General features: G+C 64.9%; 19 protein-coding genes and 1 other RNA gene. 9 read left to right on the top strand and 11 right to left on the bottom strand.

Annotated features, from left to right (window positions below; all coding sequences use genetic code 11):
• Positions 1-5 precede the first annotated feature (5 nt).
• The 4 genes from MU516_RS05470 to MU516_RS05455 all read right to left on the bottom strand — a co-directional run bounded on the left by MU516_RS05470 (position 6) and on the right by MU516_RS05455 (position 4,684).
• Positions 6-644 carry a cell wall hydrolase gene (locus MU516_RS05470; protein WP_247740166.1) on the bottom strand — a complete coding sequence of 213 codons (639 nt, stop codon included), beginning with the start codon at positions 642-644 and terminating at the stop codon, positions 6-8.
• 304 nt (positions 645-948) lie between these two features.
• Positions 949-3,486, bottom strand: coding sequence for a pyruvate, phosphate dikinase (locus tag MU516_RS05465; protein WP_260276208.1), 2,538 nt, complete (start codon positions 3,484-3,486; stop codon positions 949-951).
• A gap of 99 nt (positions 3,487-3,585) precedes the next feature.
• Complete coding sequence (locus MU516_RS05460) at positions 3,586-4,185, bottom strand: peptidylprolyl isomerase (RefSeq protein ID WP_425606809.1); 600 nt, start codon at positions 4,183-4,185, stop codon at positions 3,586-3,588.
• Positions 4,178-4,684 (bottom strand): peptidylprolyl isomerase, encoded by a 507-nt coding sequence (locus tag MU516_RS05455; RefSeq protein ID WP_260276207.1) that lies wholly within the window; start codon positions 4,682-4,684, stop codon positions 4,178-4,180. The genes MU516_RS05460 and MU516_RS05455 overlap by 8 nt, the downstream gene beginning before the upstream one ends.
• 175 nt (positions 4,685-4,859) lie before the next feature.
• Here MU516_RS05455 and MU516_RS05450 point away from each other — a divergent pair, with 175 nt between their 5' ends.
• Positions 4,860-6,053, top strand: a complete 1,194-nt coding sequence (locus tag MU516_RS05450; RefSeq protein ID WP_260276206.1) for a phosphoglycerate kinase — start codon at positions 4,860-4,862, stop codon at positions 6,051-6,053.
• Positions 6,054-6,145: 92 nt separating this feature from the next.
• Here the strand turns inward: MU516_RS05450 and MU516_RS05445 are convergent, their stop codons facing one another.
• On the bottom strand, positions 6,146-6,595 hold the full coding sequence (locus tag MU516_RS05445) for a hypothetical protein (protein WP_260276205.1): 450 nt from the start codon (positions 6,593-6,595) through the stop codon (positions 6,146-6,148).
• A 220-nt stretch (positions 6,596-6,815) separates the two neighbouring features.
• Here MU516_RS05445 and MU516_RS05440 point away from each other — a divergent pair, with 220 nt between their 5' ends.
• On the top strand, positions 6,816-7,742 hold the full coding sequence (locus tag MU516_RS05440) for a class I fructose-bisphosphate aldolase (protein ID WP_260276204.1): 927 nt from the start codon (positions 6,816-6,818) through the stop codon (positions 7,740-7,742).
• A 101-nt stretch (positions 7,743-7,843) separates the two neighbouring features.
• Here MU516_RS05440 and glyS read toward each other — a convergent pair whose 3' ends face one another.
• From glyS to MU516_RS05425, 3 genes are read right to left on the bottom strand one after another with little or no spacing between them, the layout of a single operon-like run.
• Positions 7,844-10,159, bottom strand: a complete 2,316-nt coding sequence (gene glyS, locus MU516_RS05435) for a glycine--tRNA ligase subunit beta (RefSeq protein WP_260276203.1) — start codon at positions 10,157-10,159, stop codon at positions 7,844-7,846.
• On the bottom strand, positions 10,159-10,638 hold the full coding sequence (locus MU516_RS05430; RefSeq protein ID WP_260276202.1) for a DUF6446 family protein: 480 nt from the start codon (positions 10,636-10,638) through the stop codon (positions 10,159-10,161). Before MU516_RS05430 ends, glyS begins: the two co-directional genes overlap by 1 nt.
• Positions 10,635-11,558 carry a glycine--tRNA ligase subunit alpha gene (locus MU516_RS05425; RefSeq protein WP_260276201.1) on the bottom strand — a complete coding sequence of 308 codons (924 nt, stop codon included), beginning with the start codon at positions 11,556-11,558 and terminating at the stop codon, positions 10,635-10,637. The genes MU516_RS05430 and MU516_RS05425 overlap by 4 nt, the downstream gene beginning before the upstream one ends.
• A 119-nt stretch (positions 11,559-11,677) precedes the next feature.
• Between MU516_RS05425 and MU516_RS05420 the strand changes: the two genes are divergently transcribed.
• Entirely contained in the window at positions 11,678-13,054 is a 1,377-nt protein-coding gene (locus MU516_RS05420) for a peptidoglycan-binding domain-containing protein (protein ID WP_260276200.1), read from the top strand.
• Between the two features lie 63 nt (positions 13,055-13,117).
• Positions 13,118-13,993 carry a bifunctional helix-turn-helix transcriptional regulator/GNAT family N-acetyltransferase gene (locus tag MU516_RS05415; protein ID WP_260276199.1) on the top strand — a complete coding sequence of 292 codons (876 nt, stop codon included), beginning with the start codon at positions 13,118-13,120 and terminating at the stop codon, positions 13,991-13,993.
• Here MU516_RS05415 and MU516_RS05410 read toward each other — a convergent pair.
• Positions 13,990-15,441: a TrkH family potassium uptake protein gene (locus MU516_RS05410; protein WP_260276198.1), complete on the bottom strand. Its 1,452-nt coding sequence runs from the start codon at positions 15,439-15,441 to the stop codon at positions 13,990-13,992. The two genes, MU516_RS05415 and MU516_RS05410, sit on opposite strands and share 4 nt — an antisense overlap.
• A gap of 200 nt (positions 15,442-15,641) precedes the next feature.
• Between MU516_RS05410 and MU516_RS05405 the strand changes: the two genes are divergently transcribed.
• Genes MU516_RS05405 through MU516_RS05385 form a run of 5 tightly spaced genes read left to right on the top strand, consistent with a single transcriptional unit; the run spans position 15,642 to position 23,263 of the window.
• Positions 15,642-16,526 (top strand): MBL fold metallo-hydrolase, encoded by an 885-nt coding sequence (locus MU516_RS05405; protein ID WP_260276197.1) that lies wholly within the window; start codon positions 15,642-15,644, stop codon positions 16,524-16,526.
• Positions 16,527-16,553: 27 nt separating this feature from the next.
• Positions 16,554-18,230, top strand: coding sequence for a bifunctional protein tyrosine phosphatase family protein/NAD(P)/FAD-dependent oxidoreductase (locus MU516_RS05400; RefSeq protein ID WP_260276196.1), 1,677 nt, complete (start codon positions 16,554-16,556; stop codon positions 18,228-18,230).
• Between the two features lie 29 nt (positions 18,231-18,259).
• Positions 18,260-20,017 carry a SulP family inorganic anion transporter gene (locus MU516_RS05395; RefSeq protein ID WP_260276195.1) on the top strand — a complete coding sequence of 586 codons (1,758 nt, stop codon included), beginning with the start codon at positions 18,260-18,262 and terminating at the stop codon, positions 20,015-20,017.
• Between the two features lie 31 nt (positions 20,018-20,048).
• Positions 20,049-21,686, top strand: coding sequence for an ABC transporter ATP-binding protein/permease (locus tag MU516_RS05390; RefSeq protein WP_260276194.1), 1,638 nt, complete (start codon positions 20,049-20,051; stop codon positions 21,684-21,686).
• Complete coding sequence (locus MU516_RS05385) at positions 21,683-23,263, top strand: amino acid ABC transporter ATP-binding/permease protein (protein WP_260276193.1); 1,581 nt, start codon at positions 21,683-21,685, stop codon at positions 23,261-23,263. Before MU516_RS05390 ends, MU516_RS05385 begins: the two co-directional genes overlap by 4 nt.
• 65 nt (positions 23,264-23,328) lie before the next feature.
• Here MU516_RS05385 and ffs read toward each other — a convergent pair.
• Together ffs and MU516_RS05375 are read right to left on the bottom strand one after the other, a co-directional pair.
• An RNA gene (ffs, locus tag MU516_RS05380) (signal recognition particle sRNA small type) lies at positions 23,329-23,425 on the bottom strand.
• A gap of 54 nt (positions 23,426-23,479) precedes the next feature.
• Positions 23,480-25,375 (bottom strand): bifunctional 2',3'-cyclic-nucleotide 2'-phosphodiesterase/3'-nucleotidase, encoded by a 1,896-nt coding sequence (locus MU516_RS05375; RefSeq protein WP_260276192.1) that lies wholly within the window; start codon positions 25,373-25,375, stop codon positions 23,480-23,482.
• Between the last annotated feature and the right edge of the window lie 234 nt (positions 25,376-25,609).

Here is a 25,609-nt window from a genome sequence, read left to right as displayed (position 1 = left end):
TTGGATCAGTTTGATGCGACGCGTTGACCGCGGCGATAGAAGATGTGGCGCCCGATCTGGACGGTCCGCTGGAAGCGATGCGACCATGCCGGGCGAACCGCAGGGGTGTGGAAATAGGTCGCGCCACTGGTCAGCACGCGGGGTGCCCCCGACAGCGCTGCCTCGGCGATCGCACGAGCCCGCATGTAGGCCGCCTTGTTGCGGATCGCCTTGCGCCCGCCGATCGTATAGCTGAACTGGCTGGGCTGGTTCACCACGCCGCAGACCGTCGGCGGGAAGGCGCGGCTGTCCACGCGGTTCAGGATAACCTCGGCGACGGCGGCCTGGCCCTTGCTGCCCTCTCCGCGCGCCTCGTGATACAGCGCCTCGGCAAGGCACCCCAGATCCTCGTTCGAGTAGCGCGGGGTCGAACGGGCAAGAAACACCTGCTCGGGTCCGTTTTCGATCTTCACAGGTTCGGCACCTGTGTATAGAAGCGGTTTCGGTCGCGGCAGATCCATCGGATTCGACGCGGCGGCGAACATCTGGGCATCGGTCGAAAACAGCGACCCGTTCCCCCCGGCAGAGGCGCTGTTCGTGATGGCAATGGTGGCAGCGGCGGTGCTGAGGCAGATCAGCGCCAGCCGCGAAAGCAGCGTTTTCATGTGTGGTCCTATAAACGGATCTCGTTGACAGGTTGTGAATGGCGCCGCGACCGCGAGCAGGTGGCCCGGAACCAAGATCAGCGAGATGTCTAGGATTTTCAGGAACGAGAATTCCACGACCTCGGCAAGACAAACCCGGCTAACCCAGCGTTAACCAGTTTTCCGGCGGTTTTCTGCCGAGCCGTTTCGGTCCAACCGGCGAGAAACGGCAAGATGCGGTTTGAAAAGGACCGTTTCGGACCGAAAATCAGCAACTTGAGGTTGTTTGTCCGGGCGGGATCAGCGAATCGCAGGTCACGGCTGACTAGCGCTCTTCGCGCCGCGCCCGGATCGCCGACTGTGCCGCGGCAAGGCGCGCGACCGGCACTCTGAATGGCGAGCACGAGACATAGTCGAAACCAGCCTCGTGGCAGAAGCCGATCGATTCGGGATTGCCGCCATGTTCGCCGCAGACCGAAATCGTGATGCCCGGACTTTGCTGGCGCGCGCGCTGCGCGCCCGTCAACAGCAACTCGCCCACACCGTCGCGGTCAAGGACGTGGAACGGGTCTTCGGCATATACGCCCTGTCCGACATAGGTGCCCATGAAGCGTCCTGCGTCATCGCGGGACAGACCGTAGGTCATCTGCGTCAGGTCATTCGTGCCGAAGGACAGGAACGCCGAATGCGCGGCGATGTCGCCTGCGCGCAGCGCCGCGCGCGGGGTTTCGACCATCACCCCCAGGCGATAGGTGAAGCTGCTGTGCCGTTCGTTCCGCACGGCCGCTGCCACCGCATCGACGCGGTTCTTGACCAGTTCGACCTCGCGCATGGCGCTGACCAGCGGGATCATGATCTCGGGCACGACCGGATCGCCCTTGCGGCTGGCTTCGACCGTGGCCTCGAAGATCGCCCGGGCCTGCATGTCATAGATCTCGGGCACGGTGATCCCCAGTCGGACACCGCGCATGCCCAGCATCGGGTTGAACTCGGACAAGGCATCCACGCGCCGCGTCACATCCGACAGGGGCAGGTCCAGCGATTCCGCCAGTTCGCGCAGCCCCTCGCGATCATGGGGCAGAAACTCGTGCAGTGGCGGGTCGAACAGCCGGATCGTGACAGGCAGGCCCGCCATGATCTCGAACAGCGCGGTAAAGTCCTTGCGCTGCATCGGCAGGATACGTTCCAGCGAAAGACGCCGGTCTTCGGGCGTGTCCGCAAAGATCATCTCTCGCATGGCGGGCAGGCGGTCGGCGTCGAAGAACATGTGCTCGGTGCGGCACAGACCGATGCCCTGCGCACTGAAATTGCGGGCGGTGCGTGCGTCCTCGGGGGTGTCGGCATTGGCGCGCACGCCGATGCCGCCGGCCGCGTCCGCCCATTCCAGCAATTGCGTGAACGCATCGTCCAGCGCCGGTTCAAGCAAGGTCGCGGCCCCCGCCAGCACCTCGCCGGATGTGCCGTCGATGGTGATTTCCTCGCCCTCGCGGAATGTCCGCCCACCCGCCTGCATGGTCCGGCGGCGGCTGTCTATCACCAGCCCTGATGCGCCGACGATGCAGGGTAGGCCAAGCCCGCGGGCGATCACCGCCGCGTGGCTGGTGGTGCCGCCACGTTCGGTCAGCACGGCGACTGACGCGTGCATGCCGCGAATATCCTCGGGAACGGTTTCGCGCCGAACCAGCACGCAGGGTTCACCCCGCGATGCCGAGGCCTGGGCCGTCGCCGCATTGAAGACGATCCGCCCTGTCGCCGCACCCGGACTGGCATTGATGCCGCGCGTGATCAGATCCCGCGGTGCCCGAGGGTCGACCTGATGGTGCAGCAGGTCGGTCAGGGCGCGGGGTTCGACACGCATCACCGCCTCGTCTTCGGGGATCACCCCGTCGCGGGCCAATGCCACGGCGATTCGCACACTGGCACGGGAACTGCGTTGGACGCGAACTGCGTCGATGATCGAAATGCGCCCTTCGGTCACGACGAACTCGATCTGCATTTCCTCGCGCAGGCGTTCGCGCGCAGCGACCCCGAAACGGACCAGATCGGCGAAGATGCCAGGTGCGACCTCCTCCAGCGAGGGGCCGCGCTGATCGCGCGTCAGATACAGCGTCTCGGCGTCGCGACCGACTGCGCCACCATGGTGCTGACCGCGGAACCGCCCGGTGACACGCGGTGTCCCCGTCACCGAATCGATGAACTGGATGCTGCCCGAACCCGACAGTCCGGGCCCCATTGCCAGCGCCATTTCCTGCACGACCAGTCCCAGCGGCGCATCCGCCGGCGCGCCCTTGGCCTGCCGCAGAAGCCGCGCGGTCGGGCCCTCCCATGCGCGCGCCATGGATCTCAGGACGCCTGCCAGTTGCAGATAGGGGTCTTGCGGGAACTCCTCGTCCATTTCGTCGCAATAGCAGCGCAAGGCGTCCGCCAAGGCGCCCTTGCCCTCCTGCGCGAACATGTCGGGGTCAAGCCGGGCGATGTGGATCGCATAGCTTTGCACGAAATTCAGATAGATGGCATCGGCGTTCTCCGGGCCGATCCGTGCCGCAAGACGGGCATGAATCCTGTCGTTGATCCCGACATTCAGAACCGTTCCCGGGCCGCCCCATTCCGGTGTCACCGCCGAGGGCCGCACACCGACCAGACCGTCGCGGCTGTCAAACAAACCCTTGAACGCGTCGATGGGAACCGCCTGGCCGGCCGCGATCGCCTGCACGCCATCGCCCGAAATCGCGTGGCTGCGCGGGACCGGCAGGTCCATCCGTATCAACCTTTGCAGACATTTCGCGCGCCAGCCATGACGCGAGGTGTCGATTCGCGCCGATGGGGTGATTTCTGTAACGTCGCTGGGGTTGCTGATATCCATGGTGGCGCAGGATAGGCGCGCTCACCGTCACGCCGCAAGTGCGAAAAGGCCCCGCAAGGGGCCCCTTCGACTTGTCTTTTTCGCAGCCGAAGCAGCGGTTTATTCGGCGATGGTGACCTTCGCCATATAGTCGGGTGCCGTGACCGCGCCGTTCTGTGCGGAATCGCCCTTCTTGATCGCGGTCAGCACATCCCAGCCGTCGATCAGCTGACCGACGACGGTATACTGCCCGTCAAGGAACGTGGCCGGGGCCAGGTCGATGAAGAACTGGCTGTTGGCACTGTTGGGGTCCTGCGAGCGGGCCATGCCGACGGTGCCGGCCTGGAATGACACATCACTGAACTCGGCCGGCAGGTCCGGCATGTCGGATCCGCCGGTGCCGGCCATCGACGTATCGCCGCCCTGCTTGCCGTGCTGAACGTCGCCCGTCTGCGCCATGAACCCGTCGATGACACGGTGGAACACCACGCCGTCATAGGCGCCGGCCTCGGCCAGTTCGACAAGGCGTTCGACATGCTGCGGGGCCTTGTCGGCCAACAGGTCCAGCGTGATGGTGCCCTTGTCGTTGCCTTCGGCGTCGGCGATCTGGATGACCATGTTCGGGCCGGGGCCGTCCTCGTGCTGCGGCGCTGCAACCTGGGCGAATGCCGCGCCGGTACCCAGCGCCAGGAATGCGGGGATCAGGGCCAGATTACGCATCGGCGGCGACCTTGACCGAAATCATCCGGTCCGGATTCGCGGGCGGCTCGCCGCGCATGATCTTGTCCACATGCTCCATACCTTCAAGGACGCGGCCATAGACCGTGTACTGGCCGTTCAGGAAATGGTTGTCCTTGAAGTTGATGAAGAACTGGCTGTTGGCGCTGTTGGGGTTCTGCGATCGCGCCGCACCCAGCGTGCCGCGATCATGCGGCAGCTTCGAGAATTCGGCCGGCAGATCGGGCAGATCGGACCCGCCGGTGCCGGCGCGGCCCGGATTGTAGTCCTTTTCCATGTTGGCGTGTTCGACATCGCCGGTCTGCGCCATGAAGCCGTCGATGACCCGGTGAAAGGCGACATTGTCGTATTTGCCTGCGCGGGCAAGCTGCTTCATCCGCTCGGCATGCTTCGGCGCGACGTCGGACAGCAGTTCGACCACGACGGGGCCGTCCTTCAGTTCGATGATGATGGTATTCTCGGGATCCTTGATCTCGGCCATGCGGCCCTCCTTTGCCACGTTTTGGCCAAGGTCTAGGGTCTCTTGCGGCCAAGGGCAACGCGCAACCGCGTCACGGCGGGATCACGCCCGCGTCAGGAAGCGGCGGCAGTTGACGCCGCGTGCGCCATGCGGGACAAGCGCGAGGCGACGCCCAACAGCCGGAAGAGGACGCGACATGGCCCAGTTCAAGACAATCGACGACATGGATCTGGACGGGAAGGTCGTCCTGACACGCGTGGACGTGAACGTGCCGGTCGAGGATGGCCGCGTCACCGACGCAACCCGGATCGAAAAGATCGTGCCCACCGTCAAGGATATTCAGAAAAAGGGCGGTATTCCGGTGCTTCTGGCGCATTTCGACCGCCCCAAGGGCAAGCGCGTCGACAGCATGAGCCTGAAGCAGATCGTGCCTGCGCTGGAACAGGCGCTGGGGCAGGAAGTGGTTTTCGCCGATGACTGCATCGGCGGACCGGCCAAGCGTGCGGTTGCCGGGTTGCAGCAGGGCGATGTCGCATTGCTGGAAAATACCCGCTTCCACGCGGGCGAGGAACAGAACGATCCGACATTCGCCGCCTCGATGGCCGCGCTGGGGGGCGCCTATGTCAACGATGCGTTTTCGGCTGCGCATCGCGCCCATGCCTCGACCGAAGGTCTGGCACGGCTGCTGCCTTCGGGGGCGGGGCGTTTGATGGAGGCCGAACTGAAGGCGCTGGACGCCGCGCTGGGAACGCCGCAGCGTCCGGTCATGGCCGTTGTCGGCGGAGCCAAGGTTTCGACAAAGCTGGACCTGCTGATGAACCTGGTCGCGAAGGTCGATCATCTGGTGATCGGCGGCGGCATGGCCAACACCTTCCTGGTGGCCAAGGGCGTCGAGGTCGGCAAATCGCTGGCCGAACGCGACATGGCGGACACCGCACGGGCGATCATGGAGAAGGCCGAGGCTGGCGGATGTGCGGTCCACCTGCCGCTGGACATCGTGGTGGCACGGGAATTCAAGGCAGGCGCCGCAAACGAGGTGCTGCCGGTCGATCGGTGTCCAGCCGATGCGATGATCCTGGACGCCGGACCTGACACGGTCGAGGCGCTGAAAGGTGCCATGGAAGTCTGCAAGACCCTGATCTGGAACGGGCCGCTGGGGGCGTTCGAGATCGAACCCTTCGATCGCGCGACCAACGCCGCCGCGCAAGAGGCCGCGCGCCTGACCCGCGAACACGGGCTGATTTCGGTCGCTGGCGGCGGTGACACCGTTGCGGCGCTGAACAAGGCGGGCGCGGCGGCTGATTTCACGTTCATCTCGACAGCAGGCGGTGCCTTTCTTGAATGGATGGAAGGAAAGGAACTTCCCGGCGTCGCGGCCCTGCACGACTGACCGCCGCGAGCCGGTTCGCTGCCGCGCGCGGTCAGAGCGATCACAAGAAAGGGGCGGCGCTATCCGCCCCTTGTTCATGTCCGTGCCTCGGATCAGCCAAGCAACAGCTTCAACAATCCCCCATTGCCGCTTGGCTGCGGATCCGATGACACGTCGTCCTGCGAAGGCGCGTCTTCGCCGTCTGCGGCCGCTGTGCTCTTTTCGGTGGTGGGCGGTTCGATCGTGGCCTGATCGCCGCCGAGACCATCCTGGGGCGACACCGGGGGCGCGCCATCAGCCTCGGCCTGACGGGCCTCGTTGCGCAGCGCGGCGTTCCGGTAGATTAGCACCGTGTCCATCCACTTGTCGAAAGCCATCGGTGCCGTCTTCTTTTCGCCGGGCTGGACGACCTCGGCTGCGGGCAGTTCGGTGGTTGCCCCGACAGCGGTGATCGGTCGCAGGAATACGCTGCGCTGATCGGCGCCGATATCGGTCGCCGAAGCGTTCGCCTGAAGGCCGAACAACGGCAGTTGGAAATGCCCGAGGGACGAATTGCTAATCATCATATCTCCTTTCGAAATAAGCCCTCATATTCAGCTAGGCATATAAACCCGCTTAAGACGATCCATTAATGGTTAAGGTTTTATGAATCGCCGGACGCGGATCAGGGCGGTGCGCGGATTCCGAAAGCGGTGGAAGATGCGGGGGTTTTGTTAGCGTCAACAGCGTTGTCACCGGCCATGTGCATGCTATGGAAACGCCAACACAGAGGAGATGTTATCCATGCAGATGACCGATACGGTGCGGCGGATTCTGGCCAATTACGAGGGCGAGACGCCGGGGGTGAAGGCGCAGCTTGCGCGGATGCTGATGACCGGCAAGCTGGCCGGAACCGGCAAGATGATCATCCTGCCCGTCGATCAGGGGTTCGAGCATGGCCCGGCGCGCAGCTTTGCCCCTAACCCTGCAGGCTATGATCCGCATTACCACTATCAGCTGGCGATCGACGCGGGGCTGAACGCCTATGCCGCGCCGCTGGGGATGATCGAGGCCGGTGCCGACAGCTTTGCCGGCCAGATCCCGACGATCCTCAAGGTGAACAGCGCCAACAGCCTGATGTCGAATACGGCGGGCAAGAACCAGGCGATCACTGCCAGCGTCGATGACGCGCTGCGACTTGGCTGCGCGGCGATCGGCTTTACCATCTATCCGGGGTCGGACATGGCGCTGGACATGTTCGAAGAGATCGTCGAGATGCGCCGCGAGGCCGCCGCCAAGGGCGTGGCGACGGTGATCTGGTCCTATCCGCGCGGCGAGGCGATCACCAAGGACGGCGAAACCGCCATCGACATCGCGGCCTATGCGGCCCAGATCGCGGCGCTGATCGGCGCCCATATCATCAAGATCAAGCTGTCCACAGACCACCTGATGCTGCCCGAGGCCAAGAAGGTCTACGAGGACAAGGCCATCGACATCGCGTCCCAGGCCGCCCGCGTGCGGCACTGCATGGACGCAAGCTTCGGCGGGCGCCGGATCGTGGTGTTCTCGGGCGGGGCGGCCAAGGGTGCGGACGCAGTCTATGACGACGCGCGGGCGATCCGCGACGGCGGTGGCAACGGATCGATCATCGGGCGCAACAGCTTCCAGCGGTCGCGCGAGGATGCGCTGGACATGCTGGCCAAGCTGGTCGAGATCTACCAAGGCGCCTGATCAACCATATGGACGCGCCGCCAAAAGGCGGCGCGACACGATCAGCGCCTGACGGCGCGGGGTTTGTCTTCCGCGTGCCCGACGGGGTGTTTTTCAGCCCGTCAGTCCTGAATCCGACCGAAATCCGCAATCTGGCGGCCGGCATCGCGGATCCGCGACAGCAGGTTCAGGCGGTTGCGGCGCAGGATCTGATTGTCGCTGTTGACCTGAACCGCATCGAAGAAGGCGTCGATAGGCGCGCGCAGACCGGCGATGGCGGCCATCGCGGCAGGGAAATCCTCAGCGGCCATGGCTTTCCTGATCGCCGGTTCGGCGGTGTCCAGCGCGGCGAACAGCGCGCGTTCCTCGTCGGTTTCCGCGAATTTCGCATCCGCACCAAAGCTGTATTCGACGCCGTCCTTTTCCTCGGCCTGCGACAGGATATTGCTGGCGCGCTTGAGGCCCTGGGTCAGGTTCTTTCCATCCTCGGTCGCCAGCATGTCGTTCAGCGCGGTGGCGCGATTGACGACCTGCACCAGATCGTCATTGCCGGGCTGGGCGAGGACGGCGTCGATAATGTCGTGGCGGATGCCCTGGTCGCGGAGATGGACCTTCAGGCGGTCGTGGAGGAAGGCAAGGAGGTCTTCTGTAGTCTTTTCCAGTCGACCATCTCCGGAAACCTTACGTTCATCGTCCTGAAGCGGATCGTTTAACTGGTTCTCGAACCAGATTTGCCCCATTTCGGTCACGCGATTCTCCAGAAGCGCCCGTTTAAAGTCCGGAAAATTCATCGAATAGTGAATTTCGTCGTTGCCGTCGTCAATTGTGACGAGTTGTGTCCAGTCTTTCGCGGCGGCCAACGGCGTTACGCTGCTGACGCCTATGTCGAAGGCTAGACGTGGCTCGTACCACGTTGCAGACAACGAATTGCTAATTGTGCGCCTAAGCGACAAGGATGCTATATTCGCAGTAATCAGCCGAATAACCCCCAACGCCGAACGACGCAGCGCATAGGGATCCTTCGATCCTGTCGGCTTCTCGTCAATCGCCCAGAACCCGGTCAGCGTGTCGATCTTGTCCGCCAGGGCGACAGCGACCGAGACCGGCGCGGTCGGCACCGTGTCCGAAGGCCCAAGCGGCGAGTAATGGTCGCTTGCGGCGTCCGCCACTGCCTCCGGCTCGCCCGCAGCCAGCGCATAGTAGCGGCCCATGATCCCCTGCAGTTCCGGAAACTCGCCGACCATGGCGCTGCGCAGGTCCAGCTTGGCCAGCTTCGCGCCCTGTTCGGCCTGATCGGGATCGGCACCGACCAATGGCGCGATCTCGCGGGAAAGCGCGGCGATGCGGGCGATGCGGTCGGCCTGGCTGCCCAGCTTGTTGTGGAAGGTCACCGATTTCAGGCCCTCGGCCCAGGCCTGCATGCCCGATTTTGCCTCGCGCAGGTCGTTTTCCCAGAAGAAGGCGGCATCCGACAGGCGGGCGGCCAGCACACGCTGGTTGCCGGCCAGGATCGTCGCGCCATCATCCTGTGTTTCGATGTTGGCGACGGTGACAAAGCCTTCGATCCGGCCGGTCTTCGGGTTGCGGGCCGAGAAGAATTTCTGGTGCTCCTTCATCGAGGTCTGCAGCACCTCGGGCGGCAGGTCCAGAAAGCGGTCCTCGATCACGCCCATCAGCGGCACCGGCCATTCGACAAGGCCCGCGACCTCGGACACCAACCCGTCATCCGCGACGATTTCCCAGCCCCGCGCGAAGGCTAGGTTGTCGGCCTGGCTGCGGATCGCCTCGCGCCGTTCCGCGGGGTCCAGCATGACGCGGGCGCGGCGCAGCTTGGCGGCGTAATCGTCGAAGCCGGTGACGGTGAAGGCATCCGGCGCCATGAAGCGATGCCCGCGGGTGCTGTCGCCTGCGGTGATGCCCTCGACCGTCAGTGGCACGACGGTCGCGCCGGATTCGTCGCTGAGGATGCACAGGATCGAATGCAGCGGGCGGACCCAGCGCAGGACGCCCGTGCCCCAGCGCATGGATTTGGGCCAGGGGAAGTTGCGGATCGTGCCGTCCAGAATCTCTGCCACGATTTCGGCGGCGGGGCGGCCGGGTTTTTCGATGGTGGCGAACCAGACCTGGCCCTTCTTGTCGTCGCGGACCTCAAGCTGATCGCGGCTCAGCCCGGTGGACCGCAGAAACCCTTCCAGCGCCTTTTCGGGCGCGTCGGTGCGCGGACCCTTGCGTTCCTCGCGCGTGGTGGGGCTGCCTGCCGTCAGCCCCTCGACCGCCAGCGTCAGCCGGCGCGGGGTGCTGAACGCGCCCGCGCTGGCATAGGTCAGCCCGGCCTCGACCAACCCATCGGTGATCAGCCGCTTCAGGTCGTCGGCGGCGCGGGCCTGCATGCGGGCGGGGATTTCCTCGCTGAAGAGTTCGATCAGCAAATCGGGCATCAGTCCATCACTCCGCGTTCCGGGGTCTTGTCGTTGAATTGGTGCCAGCCATAGGCGCGGCCGTCGGGATAAACCGCAAGAACGCGGTCCACATCGGGCCGGATCTCGGACTGGCTGAGGACGGCGCGTGCGGCGCCGCGCTCCAGGTCGGCGCCGATCTGCGCGGCGTCATAGCAATCGAACCAGTTCGGGCCGTTCAGGGGGGTGGCACCGTCGAAGGGCACCGCGTCGTCGGGCCATTCGCCCTCGATGCGGAAACAGGCGCGCCAGCGGATGGGCGAGCTGTCGGCGTCGATCCCGTCGAAGCCGATCATGTCCAGCCGGACCGGCCCGTCCGATGTCTGGATCAGCACGACCGATTCCGGGGTGCCATCCTCGATCCGGTCATAGAAGCCGTATTCCTGCGCATACCAGACCCCGGCCCCCGCCCCGACGGAGGCCAGCACCAGCGCGATCGTGGCGATCTTGCCCCAGTTCACGCTGTCGCCCCAGCGGCATCGGTGGTCAGGAACAGGTCCGCACAGGATTTCGCCAGCGCACGGACGCGGCCGATATAGGCCTGCCGCTCGGTCACGCTGATGACCCCGCGCGCGTCCAGCAGGTTGAAGATGTGGCTGGCCTTGATGCACTGATCATAGGCCGGATGCGCCATCGGGATGCGCCGGCCGGCGCTGTCGGTGTCGGCGGCGGCGATGATGCGGGCGCACTCGGCCTCGGCATCCTTGAAATGCTGAAACAGCGTGTCGGTGTCGGCCTGATCGAAGTTCCAGCGCGAATATTCCTGTTCGGTCTGGCGAAAGATGTCACCATAGCTGAGCGGAATGGCCGCGTCGGGGTCGTTGAAGGGCATGTCCATCACATGTTCGGCCCCCAGCACATACATTGCCAGTCGTTCAAGCCCGTAGGTCAGCTCGCCCGAGACCGGTTTGCAATCGTGGCCGCCGACCTGCTGGAAATAGGTGAACTGGCTGACTTCCATCCCGTCGCACCAGACTTCCCATCCCAGGCCCCAGGCGCCAAGCGTCGGGCTTTCCCAATCATCCTCGACAAAGCGCACGTCGTGAACCATCGGGTCCAGACCGATGGCGCGCAGGCTGCCCAGATACAGCTCTTGCAGGTTCGCGGGACTGGGTTTGATGATGACCTGATACTGATAGTAGTGCTGCAGACGGTTGGGATTGTCGCCGTAGCGGCCATCGGTGGGCCGGCGCGACGGCTGGACATAGGCCGCAGCCCAGCTTTTTCCGCCAAGCGCGCGCAGGGTCGTGGCCGGATGGAACGTGCCGGCGCCCACTTCCATGTCATAGGGTTGCAGCACCGCGCAGCCCTGACCCGCCCAGTAGGTCTGCAGGCGCAGGATGATCTCCTGAAAGCTGCGGGGTCGGTTGGGGCTGGTCATCGGGCCATCCTTTTGCGTAGATCAGGCAAAGCTTTCGCGCCTTCTAGGCGCGGCATCGGACAGGGTCAATAAAGGCCCACTGGGCAGGACCGGCGGACAGGGCCGGGAAGGAGTGCGGAATGCGGCGTTTGGGTGTCATGGTGCTGGCGGTGGTCCTGCCGGTCGCGGGGTTCGCGCAGGACGCGGTGATCCGGATCGAAGCCAAGCGCGGCGGCGATGCGGCCGCACAGGCGGCGGCGACATGGGGCGCGCAGTTCGATGACGTCGTGACGTTTCCGCTGCCGCGCGGATGGGTCGCGATCGGTCTTGGACCGCTGAGCCCGGACGAGGCCGAGGCACGTCTGGCGGCACTCAAGGCGTCGCGGCAGATCCCGCAAGACAGCTTCGTGGCTGTACCGGGCGGATCGGTCGCGCTGACGCCGTTCGAAGGCGAGGGTGAAGACGCCGTATCCGAAAGCGACGCCGAAGAGACGACCGATGGTGCGGCGCAGGACGATTCCGAGCCCGAAACGGCGTCCCCGGAAGAGGTAACCGTCCAGGCCGATGTTGCGCCGCCCGGCAGCTATATCCGCCTGCAATCGCTGCAATCACGGACCGATGCCGAGGCCGCGTTGCGGACATGGCGCGAGAAATTCCCCGATGCCGGGCTGTGGTCGTTGCCGGGCGGCTGGTTTTCGGTCGCGCTTGGCCCGTTGGAGCCTGCCGCGGCACAGGGTTGGCTTGGGGCGTTCAAGGCCAGCGGCGATCTGCCGCGCGACGCCTTTGCCTCGGATGCAGCCGAGATGGGCACGGCGATCGAACCGGGAGAGACACCCGATCTGCCGGCTGCGCCGGATCAGCCCGCCACCATGCCGCCGCTGGATCAGGTGCAGCGGGCCCTTCGTTGGGCGGGCCGGTATGATGGCGCGATCGACGGCAAGTCAGGGCCGGTGACCCGCGAGGCGATCGCACGCGAGGTGGCGGCATTGCGGGTCTCGCCCGACGAGGGCACGGCGATGCAGAAGTTGATCGAGCGTCGCGAGGACTGGCGGCGCGAGATGGGTCTCACCACGTTGCGGGATGAGGCGACCGGACTTTCGGTCAACGCGCCGATGGACAAGCTGCAGTTCGACCGGGCAGAGCGGGCTTTGTCGATCTATGGGCCGAAGGACGGCTCGGGCGCGGCGCTGATCCTGTTCAGCCAGCCCGGCGGTCAGCAAGAGCTGCTGGACCTGTCAGGGCTGGTGACGGCGCTTGGCTGGGTGCCGCAACCCGAACGCACCATCGAACGGGGTCATATCCTGCTGGAAGGCGCCAACGAAAACCATCGCAGTCTGGCAGAAGGCTGGGTCCGCGACGGCCGCGCCGAGGGTTTCGTCGTGATCTGGCCCGCCAACGAAGCAGAAGATCAGATGCGCATCGCGGCCGAGCTGTCGGACAGTTTCAGCCGCGTTGCGCCGGCGGCGAACGACGCTGCGGCGACCGCACCCGCGACACCGACCCAGACCGTGGATTGACATCGGCGATCCACCGGGGAAATTTAGCTGACTAAAGTCAGCTAAATTTGTTCGGGGCTTTCGATGCATGATGATCCGATCCGGCGTTTTCGCCGATTCAGCCGTGCCGTCACAACGGAAGTCGGGGCGCTGGACGCGTCGTTCCTTGGGCGGGGCCGTCCGCTTGGCGCGGCGCGGGTGCTGAACGCAGCCGGCAAGGGGCGGCGCGAGGTCGCCGAGATCCGCGACTATCTGGGGCTTGATACCGGGTTGATGAGCAGGCTGCTGCGCAGCCTGGAATCCGAAGGGCTGATAAAACTAAGTGCCGATCCACAGGATGCGCGACGGCGCGTGGTCACCCTGACATCCGCAGGGCAGGCCGAATTCAAGGCCTACGAGGCGTTGTCCGACGAACAGGCGCGCTGCGTGCTGGAACGACACAAGCGCGCGGATACCCTGCTTGAGGCGATGGATCTGGTGGCGACCGCGCTGGGGCGCGACCGGATCGAGCTGAAGCCCGAGGATCCGCGCGCCCCCGCGGCCCTGCATTGTCTTGGCCGATATTATGAAGAGCTTGCGCGCCGCTTCGATCAGGGCTTCGACGTGTCCCTGTCCTGCGACCCCGAGGCGGGCGACATGATGCCACCGCGCGGTCTGTTCCTGATCGCGTGGTCCGACGATCTGCCGGTCGGATGTGCCGGGCTGAAGGGGCATGGCGGTGACACGGCCGAGGTCAAGCGCGTCTGGGTCGCGCCAGTCGCGCGCGGCCTTGGATTGGCGCGGCGCCTGATGGCGGCGATCGAGACGGCGGCGCGCGCGCAGGGCGTCACCCGTCTGCTTCTGGACACGAATAGCCGACTGCCCGAGGCGGTCGCGATGTATCGACACAGCGGCTGGACCCAGATCGCGCGGTTCAATGACGATCCCTATCCCGATGTCTTCTTCGAAAAGCGGCTTTAGCTGCGCCAGAAACGCGGCAGCAACAGGACCAGGACCGAGACCAGTTCAAGCCTGCCCAGATACATGCCGAAGATCATCATCCACTTGGCCGAGGTCGGGAACTCGGCGACCGAGCCGTTCGCGGTCAACTCGGGTCCCCAGGCGGGGCCGATATTTGCGATGGCTGTCCAAGCCGCGGTCAGGGCCGTCTTGGGGTGAAGGCCGGTCAGCGACAGGCCGACGATCAAGAGCCCGAAGGACAGCATGAACAGCGTGAAGAACGCCATCACCGAATCGACCACGTCCTTGTCCAGCGGCCGCCCCTCGTAGCGCAGCGGATAGACGCGGTGCGGCGAATGCATCCGGCGCACCTGCGCCCGCACCGCCTGGAACAGGACCAGATAGCGGAACACCTTGACCGAACACCCGGTCGATCCCGTGCAGCCGCCGATCAGCCCGCAGACGATCAGCAGCGCGAAGGGTAGATGCCCCCAGGCCAGCATGTCGGTCGAGGCGAAGCCGGTGCCCGAGAAGGTCGAGATGGTGTTGAAAACCGTCTCGCGCACCACTTCGACCGGATGCATGTCCTGATGCATGTAAAGCAGCCGATAGACGACGATGATCGCGCAGGCATAGAAGATCCAGCGCAGATAGGCCCGGACCTGCGTGTCCTGCCAGATCGGCACGAAATTCCCGCGCATCGCCTGGACCATGCGGATGAACGGGATCGAGGCCAGGACCATGAACACAGATGCCGCCCATTCCGGGGCACCCAGATAGGCCCCGAAGCTGGCGTCGTAATTCGAGAATCCCCCGGTGGAACATGTCGTCAGCGCATGCACGACGGCGTCGAATCCCGACATGCCCAGAACGATATAGGTCAGGATGCAGGCGGCGGTCAGCAGGACATAGATGCGCGTCATCTCGCCCGCGATTTCGCCTGCGCGCGGCAGCACCTTGCCAAGCGTGTCGAAGCCTTCCGACCGGAAGAATTGCATGCCACCGACCTTCATCACCGGCAGGAACACCATCGCGACGACGACGATTCCCAGACCGCCGGACCATTGCAGGATCGCCCGCCACAGATGCGTTCCCATGGGCAGGCTGTCGAGGTCAGGGAACGCGGTGGTGCCGGTTGTCGTAACCCCGGACATCGCCTCGAAATACGCGTCCGGAATGGATGCCTGCGGTTCGCCCAGGATGAAGGGCAGGGCGCCGAACACGGGCAGCACCAACCACAGACCCGACGTAATCAGGAAGGCTTGCTGAATATTCAGCGATTCGTGCCGCCCGCGCGTGGCGACCGTCATCAGCAGTCCGACCACGATGGTCAGGACTCCGGTTTGCAGGAAAACGGCCCAGTGCGGGTTTCCGTGCCACCAGTCCACCGCCATCGGCAAGGCCATTCCCGCGCCCAGAGCGACGACGATCTTTCCGATCGGATGGACGACTGGGCGCAAGTCTATCATGGCGACTGCTTGCCGCGCGTCCTTGCCTGCGTCAAGCGCCCATCTTGGCGCGTCCGCGCTGCGACACCCTGTCTCGGTCAGTCTGATCTTGACATATTGAACATTGAATATGAATATCGGGTGGAGACGGGGCGCCATGCTGCGATCCCGGAAACGTGCATTCAGGCGCAATGCGCCCGAGCAAGAAAGAGAGGCCCGCAATGACCGACTATTCGGCAGATATGTCCGTTCACCCGGATGTCAGTGCGCATTTCGATCCGGCCACCAACACGATCAGTTACATCGTCAAGGATCCGGCTTCGGATGCCTGCGCGATCGTCGATTCCGTGATGGATATCGACTATGCCGCCGGGCGGATCACATATGAACACGCCGATGCGCTGATCGCCGAGGTGAAAAAGCGTGGACTGACGCTGGAATGGATCATCGAGACCCATGTCCATGCCGACCACCTGTCCGCCGCGCCCTATATTCAGGATCGTCTGGGCGGCAAGGTCGGTATCGGCGAGAATATCCTGATCGTGCAGGACACATTCGGCAAGATCTTCAACGAGGGAACCGAATTCCAGCGCGACGGCAGCCAGTTCGACGCGCTGTTCAAGGACGGCGATACCTACATGATCGGCGGCATGAAGGCATTTGCCATGCACACGCCGGGTCACACGCCTGCCTGCATGACCCATGTGATCGGGGACGCGGCCTTCGTGGGCGACACGCTGTTCATGCCCGATGGCGGATCGGCGCGGGCGGATTTTCCCGGTGGTGACGCCGGTGTTCTGTATGACAGCATTCAGAAGGTTCTGTCGCTGCCCGACGAGATGCGGCTGTTCATGTGCCACGACTATGGTCCGAACGGGCGCGACATCCAGTGGGAAACCACTGTAGGCGAGGAAAAGGCCAACAACATCCATGTCGGCGGCGGCAAGACGAAAGAGGAATTCGTCAAGTTCCGCACCGAACGGGATGCGACCCTGGACATGCCCAAGCTGATCATCCCGTCCCTGCAGGTCAACATGCGTGCGGGGGAAGTGCCGAAGGACAAGGATGGCAGGCCGATGCTGAAAGTGCCCGTCAACGGTCTCTGAGACCAACAGGGAGAAAAGGAACGCGCAATGCAACTTCGCCAACTCGACGGGGGCGTCTATGTCGCCCCCCAGATCTCCGTGTCCGATATTCCCGCGCTGAAGGCGCAAGGCATAAGGGCGATCATCTGCAACCGGCCCGATGGCGAATCCGGTGATCAGCCGGGCTTCGAAGAGATCGAGCAGGCAGCGCGTGCCGCAGGAATCGAGGCGCGCTATCTGCCGGTCGTGTCGGGCAAGGTCAGCGACGAATCTGCGGTGGAATTCGGATCTGCGCTGGACGAAATGCCCGGTCCGGTGCTGGCCTATTGCCGCAGCGGGATGCGCAGCGCGACGCTGTGGGCGCTTTCACAGGCCGGCCGCCGGCAGCCGGCCGATCTTCTTGCCGCTGCAAAGGGCGCAGGCCACGACATCGGCGGCGTCGTGCGGCGCATCGTCAATGGCGGCCGCACGCCGACCGACACCGGCGACGCCAGTTTCGACATCGTCATCGTGGGCGGCGGCGCTGCGGGTATCGCGGTCGCTGCCAGCCTCTTGGGGCGGGTGAAGGACCAATCCATCGCGATCATCGAACCGGCCGACGTGCATTACTATCAGCCGGGCTGGACCATGGTCGGTGGCGGGGTCTTCCAACCTCAGGAAACCGCCAAGGTGATGGGCGGGCTTATCCCCAAGGGGGTGCGCTGGATCAAGGCCGCCGTCGCGGCGTTCGAGCCCAAGGACAGCGCCGTGCTGCTGGATGGGTGCCGGGTCGTGAAATACCGCAGGCTGGTCGTCTGTCCGGGATTGAAACTGGACTGGCACAAGGTCGAGGGTCTGGTCGAGACGCTGGGTCGCAACGGCGTCACTTCGAACTATCGCTATGATCTGGCTCCCTACACATGGGAGCTGGTGCAGAAAACCCGGCGGGGACGGGCGATTTTCACGCAGCCGCCGATGCCGATCAAATGCGCAGGCGCGCCGCAGAAGGCCATGTATCTGTCCTGCGACGCCTGGCACAGGGCAGGCGCGCTGAAGGATATCGACGTGCATTTCTGCAATGCCGGAGGCGTGCTGTTCGGGGTCAAGGAATATGTCCCGGCACTGATGGAGTATGTCCGGAAATACGACGCGTCGCTGGACTTCTTTCACAACCTGATCGCGATCGACGGTCCGGGCAGGCGCGCCACGTTCGAGGTGAAGGCCCCGGACACAGAACCCAGCACCGTAGAGATGGATTTCGACATGATCCATGTCTGCCCCCCACAGACGGCGCCCGATTTCATCCGCGTCTCGGCGTTGGCTGATCAGGCTGGCTGGGTGGATGTCGATCAGGCCACGCTGCGTCACAAGCAATGGGACAATATCTGGTCGCTGGGTGATGTGATGAACGCGCCGAACGCCAAGACGGCGGCGGCGGCGCGCAAGCAGGCGCCGGTCGTCGCCGAAAATATCGCGGCCGACATCGCCGGGCGTTCGGCAACGGCGCAATATGACGGCTATGGATCCTGCCCGCTGACGGTCGAGCGCGGCAAGATCGTGCTGGCCGAATTCGGCTATGGCGGCAAGCTGCTGCCATCATTCCCGAAGTGGCTGGTGGACGGCACAAGGCCGACCCGGACAGCGTGGCTTCTGAAGGAACGCATCCTGCCGCCGATCTATTGGCGCGGAATGCTGAAGGGCCATGAATGGATGGCCAAGCCCGAAAAGCTGGCCGTGGACGCCTAGGGCAGGCGTTCCAGACGAAAGGGACCAAGATGAAACGAATGGCCCGCTTTCTGCCGATCCTGGACTGGGGTCGGCAGTATGATCGCGGTGCGTTGCAGAACGACCTGATCGCGGCGGTGATCGTCACGATCATGCTGATTCCGCAATCGCTGGCCTATGCGATGCTGGCGGGGCTGCCGCCCGAGGCCGGGATCTATGCGTCGATCCTGCCGATCATCCTGTATGCGATCTTCGGAACCTCGCGGGCCCTGGCGGTCGGACCGGTGGCGGTCGTGTCACTGATGACGGCTGCGGCGGTCGGCCAGATCGCGCAAAGCGGCACGGCAGGTTATGCCGCTGCCGCCCTGACGCTGGCGTTGCTGTCGGGGCTTTTCCTGTTGGCGCTGGGGTTGTTCCGGCTGGGGTTCATTGCCAATTTCCTGTCCCATCCCGTCATCGCAGGGTTCATCACCGCATCGGGCATCCTGATCGCGACCAGCCAGTTGAAACATATCCTCGGGGTGAAGGCGTCCGGGGACAACCTGCCCGAAATGATCGCCTCGCTTATCGAGAATCTGGGGCAGACGAACCTGATCACCCTGGTGATCGGGGTGGCTGCGACGGGATTCCTGTTCTGGGTCCGAAAGGGGCTGAAACCGGCGCTGAGAAGGGCCGGGCTGTCGGACGGCATGGCGACCATCGCCACGCGCGCGGGGCCGGTTGCTGCGGTTGTCGTCACGACGCTGGCGGTCTGGGTGCTTGGGCTGGACGGGCGTGGCGTCAGCATCGTCGGCAGCGTGCCGCAAAGCCTGCCGCCGCTGACCATGCCGGATCTGTCGCCCGAACTGCTGCGCCAGCTGGTGGTGCCGGCGATCCTGATCTCGATCATCGGTTTCGTGGAATCGATCAGCGTCGCCCAGACACTGGCGGCCAAAAGACGTCAGCGCATCAATCCGGATCAGGAACTGATCGGCCTTGGGATGGCCAATATCGGCGCGGGATTCACCGGAGGCTATCCGGTGACGGGCGGGTTCGCGCGTTCGGTCGTGAACTTCGATGCAGGGGCCGAAACGCCCGCGGCAGGTGCCTTTACCGCGCTTGGTCTGGCCATCGCCGCGATCGCCCTGACGCCGCTGGTCTATTACCTGCCGAACGCCACGCTGGCCGCGACCATCATCGTGGCGGTGCTGTCGCTGGTGGATTTCGGCATTCTGCGCCACGCTTGGGCCTATAGCCGCGCCGATTTTTCCGCCGTGGCGGGAACGATCCTGCTGACCCTGATATTCGGCGTGGAAACCGGCGTGTCGGCGGGCGTCATTCTTTCGATCCTGCTGCATCTCTATCACACCTCGCGGCCGCATATCGCCGAGGTCGGCCTGGTCCCCGGAACTCAGCATTTCCGCAACATCCGTCGCCATGACGTGCATACCGATCCCGCGCTGCTGACGATGCGCGTCGATGAAAGCCTGTATTTTGCCAATGCGCGCTATCTCGAGGACAAGGTGCTGGATCGCGTCACTGGGGATACGGAGATCCGGAACGTGGTGCTGATGTTTCCGGCTGTAAACGCGGTTGATCTGTCCGCCCTGGAAACGCTGGAGGCGCTGAACGAGCGTCTGCGCGACATGGGTGTTCAGCTGCATTTGTCCGAGGTGAAGGGGCCGGTGATGGACCGGCTGCGGCGCAGCCACCTGCTGGATCACCTGACCGGGCAGGTCTTCCTGTCGCAATGGGACGCGGTCGAAGCCCTGACGCCGTCGGTCTGCAAGGGGGGCGCGCCGGGTGTCCGCGACGCGGCGGCGCATTGACGCGCCCGATGGACGGGGCAACACAGGGGTCATGGTCCCGACGCATGCCGAAATCGCCGCACGTCTCTCGGCGCTGACAGCGCCTCAGCGCCAACGCCTGAAGCGGGCGGCGATTGCCGCGGTGGTGGCCGAGACATTGTGGGTGCTGCAGGCGGCGTTGCTGGCATGGGGTCTGGCCGGACTGGCCACCGGGCAGCCGCTGCCGCTGACATTGATGGGTCTTGGCGTCGCCGGGCTGGGCCTTGCGCGCGCGGGGTTGGCACTGTTCGGCGCGGCACAGTCCGAGGCTGCCGCGGACGCGGTCATCGGGGCCGCGCGCCTCGATTGTCTGACGCGTGCGGACCGCCGCGCGCCCGAGGCTTCGGCACCGTCTTCCGCCGCCACCGCCGCGCTGATCGTGGACAAGCTGGCGATGCTGCGGCCATATCTTCTGCGCTGGCATCCCGCACAGGCGCGCGTCGCGGCCGTTCCTCTGCTGATCCTTTTGATCAGCTTCGCCGTGTCGTGGGCGGCAGGGTTGATCCTTGCGATCAGCGGTCCGTTGATCCCGATCTTCATGGCGCTGATCGGACTGGCCGCGCGTGATGCATCCGCCCGCCAGATGGATGAGATCGCCGGCCTTAACGCGATGCTGATCGACAGGCTTGCGGCGCTGATCGACATTCGTCTGCTGGACGCGCGCGACACGATGCTGGCGGATTTCGAACGCCGCGCCGATCACCTTCGCCGCCGCACGCTCGAGGTGTTGCGGATCGCGTTCCTGTCCAGCGCGGTGCTGGAATTGTTCGCCGCGCTTGGTGTGGCAATGATGGCGGTGTTTGTCGGCTTTTCGCTGCTGGGGCAGCTTGGCTTTGGCACATGGGGTGACGCCATTACCATCGGCGAGGGGATCTTTCTGCTGCTGATGGCACCGGCGTTCTTTCAGCCTTTGCGCGACATAGCGGCCGCCTGGCATGACCGGGTCGCGGCTCAGTCGGTCGCGCGGGATCTGCTGGCCGATCAGGCGGCTGCCGATCCACAGATCATCGGACAGGGCCGTCCGGACGCGGCGCGCGTCGGCCCAATCGCCGTGCGCGGCATGGTGCTGCGGGGCAGGGATATGCCGGATCTGGATATCGCGCCGGGCGAGGCGGTGGCGCTGACCGGCGTTTCGGGGGGCGGCAAGTCCAGCCTCCTGTTGGCATTGGCCGGGCTGATCCCGTCGGGCGGAGCGGTGCGGATCGGCGGCGCGGTTCTGGATGACAAGACGGCCGACGCATGGCGCGCCGGGCTGGCGCTGATCCCGCAGAAGATTCATTTTCTGGATGCAACGCTGCGCGAGAATCTGGCGCCCGAGGCAAGCGACAAGGAAATTGCCGCCGCCATCCAGCTTGCGCGCGCCTCGGCGGTGGTCGCGCGATTGCCGGACGGATTGCAGACGCGACTGGGCGAGGAAGGCGCAGGTGTGTCGGGGGGCGAGGCGCGGCGGCTGACCATCGCGCGCGCCGCGCTGCGCCAGCCGGCGGTAATTCTGGCGGACGAGCCGACAGCCGATCTGGATGAGCAGACCGCGGCCGAGGTGATTGAGGGGTTGCTGGGCCTGCATCGTCGCGGTGCGACGCTGATCGCCGCCACCCACGATCCGCGCCTGATCGCGGCCCTTCCTCGCCGGATCGAGGTCGGACCATGAGGTCTCTTTGGCATATCCTGCGCCTGATCTGGCGCGATCGCGGCGCGGCGATGCGTCGCGGATTGGCGTTGACGGTGGTGGTTTCGCTGTTCGGGATCGGGCTTCTGGCACTGTCGGGATGGTTCATTGTTGCGGCGGGGGTTGCCGGACTTGCCGGGCTGGGCACCGTGTTCGACGTTTTTCGCCCCTCCGCCGGGGTGCGATTTTTGGCCATTGCGCGGACGGCCGCCCGCTATGGCGAACGTCTGCTGACCCATGATGCCACGCTTAAGGCGCTGGCAAGCCTGCGGGTCCGGTTGCTGGCAGGCGTTTCCGCTGCCGATTTCGCGACTTTGTCGCGGCTGCGCGCAGGCGGCGCGCTGAACCGGCTGACGGCCGATATCGATGCGCTGGACGGGCTGGCGATCCGGCTGATATTTCCCGCGCTGGCGGGTCTGATCGCCTCGATCGCGACGCTGATTGGGCTGTGGTATCTGGTCGCGCCCGTCGTGGCACTGTGGGCGGTCGGGGTGACGGTGCTTGGCGGCGGCGGCGTCTTGGTTCTGGCTGGCCGCGCGGCGTTCATACCAGGGTCGCGGGCCGAAATGCGGCAGCAGGCCCTGAGGGCTGGCGTGATCGCCCATCTGCGTGGACGCGCGCAACTGGTGGTGGCCGGCAGGCTGCTTGAATCCCGCCAGGCCTTGCTGGACCAGGACCGCGCGGCGCGTCGCGACGCGCTGCAGCAATCCCGCGCCGAATGGCGCGCGGCGGCGATGTTGCAGGTTATGGCTGCCGTGGCCCTGTCCGGGACTCTGATCCTGGCCGGGCAGCATGTGCTGGACGGTCGGATCGGACCGGCTCAGGCGGCGCTTGCGGTTCTGGCCACGCTTGCGATGGCGGAACTGACTGCCGCACTGCAACGCGGCGCAGCCGAACTGGGGCGCATGCGCGACGCTGCGGGTCGGGTCGTCGCAGCGTTGGAAACGCCCCCCACGATCCAAATTTCTGCCTCCGAAACTGCACCGGGACTGCAGCTGTGCGGGCTTTCTGTCGCCCCGTTGCCGGGACGACAACCGGTGGTTGCGAATCTGGATCTGACCATTCTGCCAGGTGAGACCGTTGCGTTGACCGGTCCAAGCGGACGTGGAAAAACGGCTGTCCTGAATACCGTCGCGGGCCTCGTTCCGGCAGTGTCGGGCAGGGTTCGTGCGGGCGGTCGGGTCGGCTATCTAACGCAGCGACCGGCGTTGATCGCGGGCACCGTTCGCGACACGCTGAAGCTGGCCAGCCCCGATGCCGATGATGGCCCGATGCGCGATGTGCTGGCCGCCTGCGCGCTGGATCTGCCGCTGGATACCCGCCTGGGTGAGGGTGGTGCCGGCCTGTCCGGAGGTCAGAGCCGCCGCCTGGCGCTGGCTCGCACATTGATCCGCCACCCAGACATCTTGCTTCTGGACGAGCCGACGGAAGGGTTGGATGCACCGACCGCCGCCGCGATGATGCGCGGGATCCGCGAATGGCTGCCGCAGGCCGCCATTCTGATCGCCGCCCATCGCGACCATGACCTGATCCCGGCCACACGGATCGTGGTGCTGTAAGCCGCAGCATCGCGCGACCGCGATCCGGGCAGAGCGGATCAGGACAGAATGATCTGGGAAGACTGGGTGAGAGGCTGGACAGCGACCCAAGCGGGGCTCGTTGCGGCTGCTTCCTTCCGGACCTGACCGGGTTGGCGAGGCGCTTGCCCGCGCCAACCTCTCGCGGCGACAGATAGTCAAGCGGCGCAGGCGATGCAACCCCTGCGCCGACATCGATTACAGGAACATCCGCAACTGCGCAAAGCCGTTGGGCGCGGTGCCGACATGTTCGATCCGGACGCCACGGCGTGCCTGCACATCCGGAAGGAAGCGCAACCCGGCAGGACCTGTCTCGAACAGGACCGAGCTCTGCGGCATCGGCGCAAAGCGCCAATGCGGCGATGTGTCGATGGACAGATGGCGGCGGCGGCGGACATAGTGTCGCAGGATGTCGCGGGTCAGCCCTCCGTCCTTCAGGGCGATCTCGTTGCCGGACACCAGCGGGCTGTAAAGACCGCAACTTGCCAGCCGATAGGAGTTCGTCGCCAGCACGAAACGATCCTCGGCGGTGACCCTGAAACCCCGCCAGCGCAGATCGTGAACGCGGCGTGCGTCGGGATCGGCCAGACGGCCATCGGGCGCGAACCGCGCTGGCCGGGACAGGTCGATCTGCCAGGTGACCCCATCCACCACATCGAAATTGTAGCTTGGGAAACCGGGGTCGATCAGCGTGGCGTCGGTCGCGCCGGGTTCGACGCGCCGGAACATGCTGGCCGAACGTTCAAGCCAGTCGGCAAGCTGTGCACCGCCAAGGCCAATGGCGCAGATCCGGTTGGGGAAAACATACAGATCGGCAAGGTTGCGAAGGCTCAGCCTTCCGGGGGGCACGTCGGTGTAGAAACCGGGACCGCCGCGCCCACCGGCGCGGAACGGCGCCGAGGCGGAGAGGACCGGCAAGCCGTCCCATTCCGTCCCGCGCAGGCGTTGCCGCACGTGCCAGCGCTGCGCCATGTTGACAAGCCGCAATCCCGGATCGTCGCCGATCAACGCGAAAAAACTGTGCAGCGGCGTGGCGCTGCGCCCGACCCGCCGGCGCAGGCGGCGAAGTGTTTCGTGATGGGCCTTTATCGCGGGCCGGGCAACGGATTCGGCGGTCGGCAGGGACGGATGCACCGGGTCGGCCCGGCTGCGCGCGGCTGCGATCCGCCACCCGCCCTTGGGTTCGGGTCTCAGATGCAGGTCGATCACACCCAGATGCGAGCCGCCGAAACCCGCCATCACCGCCGGCTTTCCGGCCAGAAGTCCTGCGACCGGATCGACCCCCGGTGCGGCGGCTATGTCCGGGCCTGGAAACACCTCATGCGTGTGTCCGGCGATGACCGCGTCGATGCCTGGCAGTGCTGCAAGCGCGGCGGCGGCATGGTCGCTGCCACGGACGGGCGAGATCGTCCCGATGCCACAATGTGCCAGCGCCACCACGATGTCGGCGCCCTCTGCGCGGATCAGGGGAACGACGCGCCGCGCGGCCTCAAGGATATCCTCGCAATGCATCTGGTCTGAGAGGTCGCTGTCCCATTCCGGTGTCTGAGGGGGCAGGAACCCGACCACGCCGATCGACAGCGCGTGATCGCGCCCATGCCAGTCCTTGACGCTTCGGCGCAGCATCACGTGACCGGGAAAGTCCTGACCATGCCGAAGACGCAGATTCGCGGCCAGGAACGGAAAATTCGCCTGCCCTGTCACCATTCGCAGAAACGGCAGGCCGAAGCTGAAGTCGTGGTTTCCCAAGGCGGCGGCATCATAGCCCATGCCATTCATCGCGGCGATGGCGGGATGCACCCGTCTGAAGATCGAACCAAACGCATCTGCGGCGATATCGCCGATCGGCGTGCCCTGCAGGAAATCACCGTTATCCAACAGCAGGCAGTTCGGAACCTCGGCCCGGAGCCTTGCGATCAGCGATGCGGTGCGTGCCAGGCCACCGCGGTCGCAGGGACGATCGGCAAGGTAGTCATAGGGCAGCACATGCATATGCATGTCGGTGGTCGCAAGCAGGCGCAGCGTGACCATGGTGTCAAGTTCTTGATCTGCCGATGATCCGTGTCCTGTCGTATCGCCTGTGCCGTCCGGCATCCCGTTTCTCCATCGGCGCGGGGCGTTCGTGAAACGCCGTCAAGGCGTCTGCGGCATGACCTTAGGGCGGCGCCGGAATCTTCTCAACCCTTGATTGAACTGATTAATTTACTCGATCTTGAATCGTGTTCCGAACAAATTGACCAAAAGAACAGGATTTCAGCTGGGGGTTTTTCTGACATGGTCCAGATGTATAAAGAGTGAGTTCCGGCAATGTTGACGACCTGGTTGAAC

It is taken from the genome of Paracoccus maritimus (genome assembly GCF_025195095.1).
In the GTDB taxonomy this organism is placed as follows: domain Bacteria; phylum Pseudomonadota; class Alphaproteobacteria; order Rhodobacterales; family Rhodobacteraceae; genus Paracoccus; species Paracoccus maritimus.
The sequence above is the reverse complement of the archived record's forward strand: the minus strand, read 5'-3'. Positions and strand labels throughout refer to the sequence as shown.

What these genes read in the sequence shown, in the direction of transcription:
- MU516_RS05470 (WP_247740166.1), bottom strand. Translation starts at nt 644, where the DNA reads ATGAAAACGCTGCTTTCGCGGCTGGCGCTGATCTGCCTCAGCACCGCC.
- MU516_RS05465 (WP_260276208.1), bottom strand. Translation starts at nt 3,486, where the DNA reads ATGGATATCAGCAACCCCAGCGACGTTACAGAAATCACCCCATCGGCG.
- MU516_RS05460 (WP_425606809.1), bottom strand. Translation starts at nt 4,185, where the DNA reads ATGCGTAATCTGGCCCTGATCCCCGCATTCCTGGCGCTGGGTACCGGC.
- MU516_RS05455 (WP_260276207.1), bottom strand. Translation starts at nt 4,684, where the DNA reads ATGGCCGAGATCAAGGATCCCGAGAATACCATCATCATCGAACTGAAG.
- MU516_RS05450 (WP_260276206.1), top strand. Translation starts at nt 4,860, where the DNA reads ATGGCCCAGTTCAAGACAATCGACGACATGGATCTGGACGGGAAGGTC.
- MU516_RS05445 (WP_260276205.1), bottom strand. Translation starts at nt 6,595, where the DNA reads ATGATTAGCAATTCGTCCCTCGGGCATTTCCAACTGCCGTTGTTCGGC.
- MU516_RS05440 (WP_260276204.1), top strand. Translation starts at nt 6,816, where the DNA reads ATGCAGATGACCGATACGGTGCGGCGGATTCTGGCCAATTACGAGGGC.
- glyS (WP_260276203.1), bottom strand. Translation starts at nt 10,159, where the DNA reads ATGCCCGATTTGCTGATCGAACTCTTCAGCGAGGAAATCCCCGCCCGC.
- MU516_RS05425 (WP_260276201.1), bottom strand. Translation starts at nt 11,558, where the DNA reads ATGACCAGCCCCAACCGACCCCGCAGCTTTCAGGAGATCATCCTGCGC.
- MU516_RS05420 (WP_260276200.1), top strand. Translation starts at nt 11,678, where the DNA reads ATGCGGCGTTTGGGTGTCATGGTGCTGGCGGTGGTCCTGCCGGTCGCG.
- MU516_RS05415 (WP_260276199.1), top strand. Translation starts at nt 13,118, where the DNA reads ATGCATGATGATCCGATCCGGCGTTTTCGCCGATTCAGCCGTGCCGTC.
- MU516_RS05410 (WP_260276198.1), bottom strand. Translation starts at nt 15,441, where the DNA reads ATGATAGACTTGCGCCCAGTCGTCCATCCGATCGGAAAGATCGTCGTC.
- MU516_RS05405 (WP_260276197.1), top strand. Translation starts at nt 15,642, where the DNA reads ATGACCGACTATTCGGCAGATATGTCCGTTCACCCGGATGTCAGTGCG.
- MU516_RS05400 (WP_260276196.1), top strand. Translation starts at nt 16,554, where the DNA reads ATGCAACTTCGCCAACTCGACGGGGGCGTCTATGTCGCCCCCCAGATC.
- MU516_RS05395 (WP_260276195.1), top strand. Translation starts at nt 18,260, where the DNA reads ATGAAACGAATGGCCCGCTTTCTGCCGATCCTGGACTGGGGTCGGCAG.
- MU516_RS05390 (WP_260276194.1), top strand. Translation starts at nt 20,049, where the DNA reads ATGGTCCCGACGCATGCCGAAATCGCCGCACGTCTCTCGGCGCTGACA.
- MU516_RS05385 (WP_260276193.1), top strand. Translation starts at nt 21,683, where the DNA reads ATGAGGTCTCTTTGGCATATCCTGCGCCTGATCTGGCGCGATCGCGGC.
- MU516_RS05375 (WP_260276192.1), bottom strand. Translation starts at nt 25,375, where the DNA reads ATGCCGGACGGCACAGGCGATACGACAGGACACGGATCATCGGCAGAT.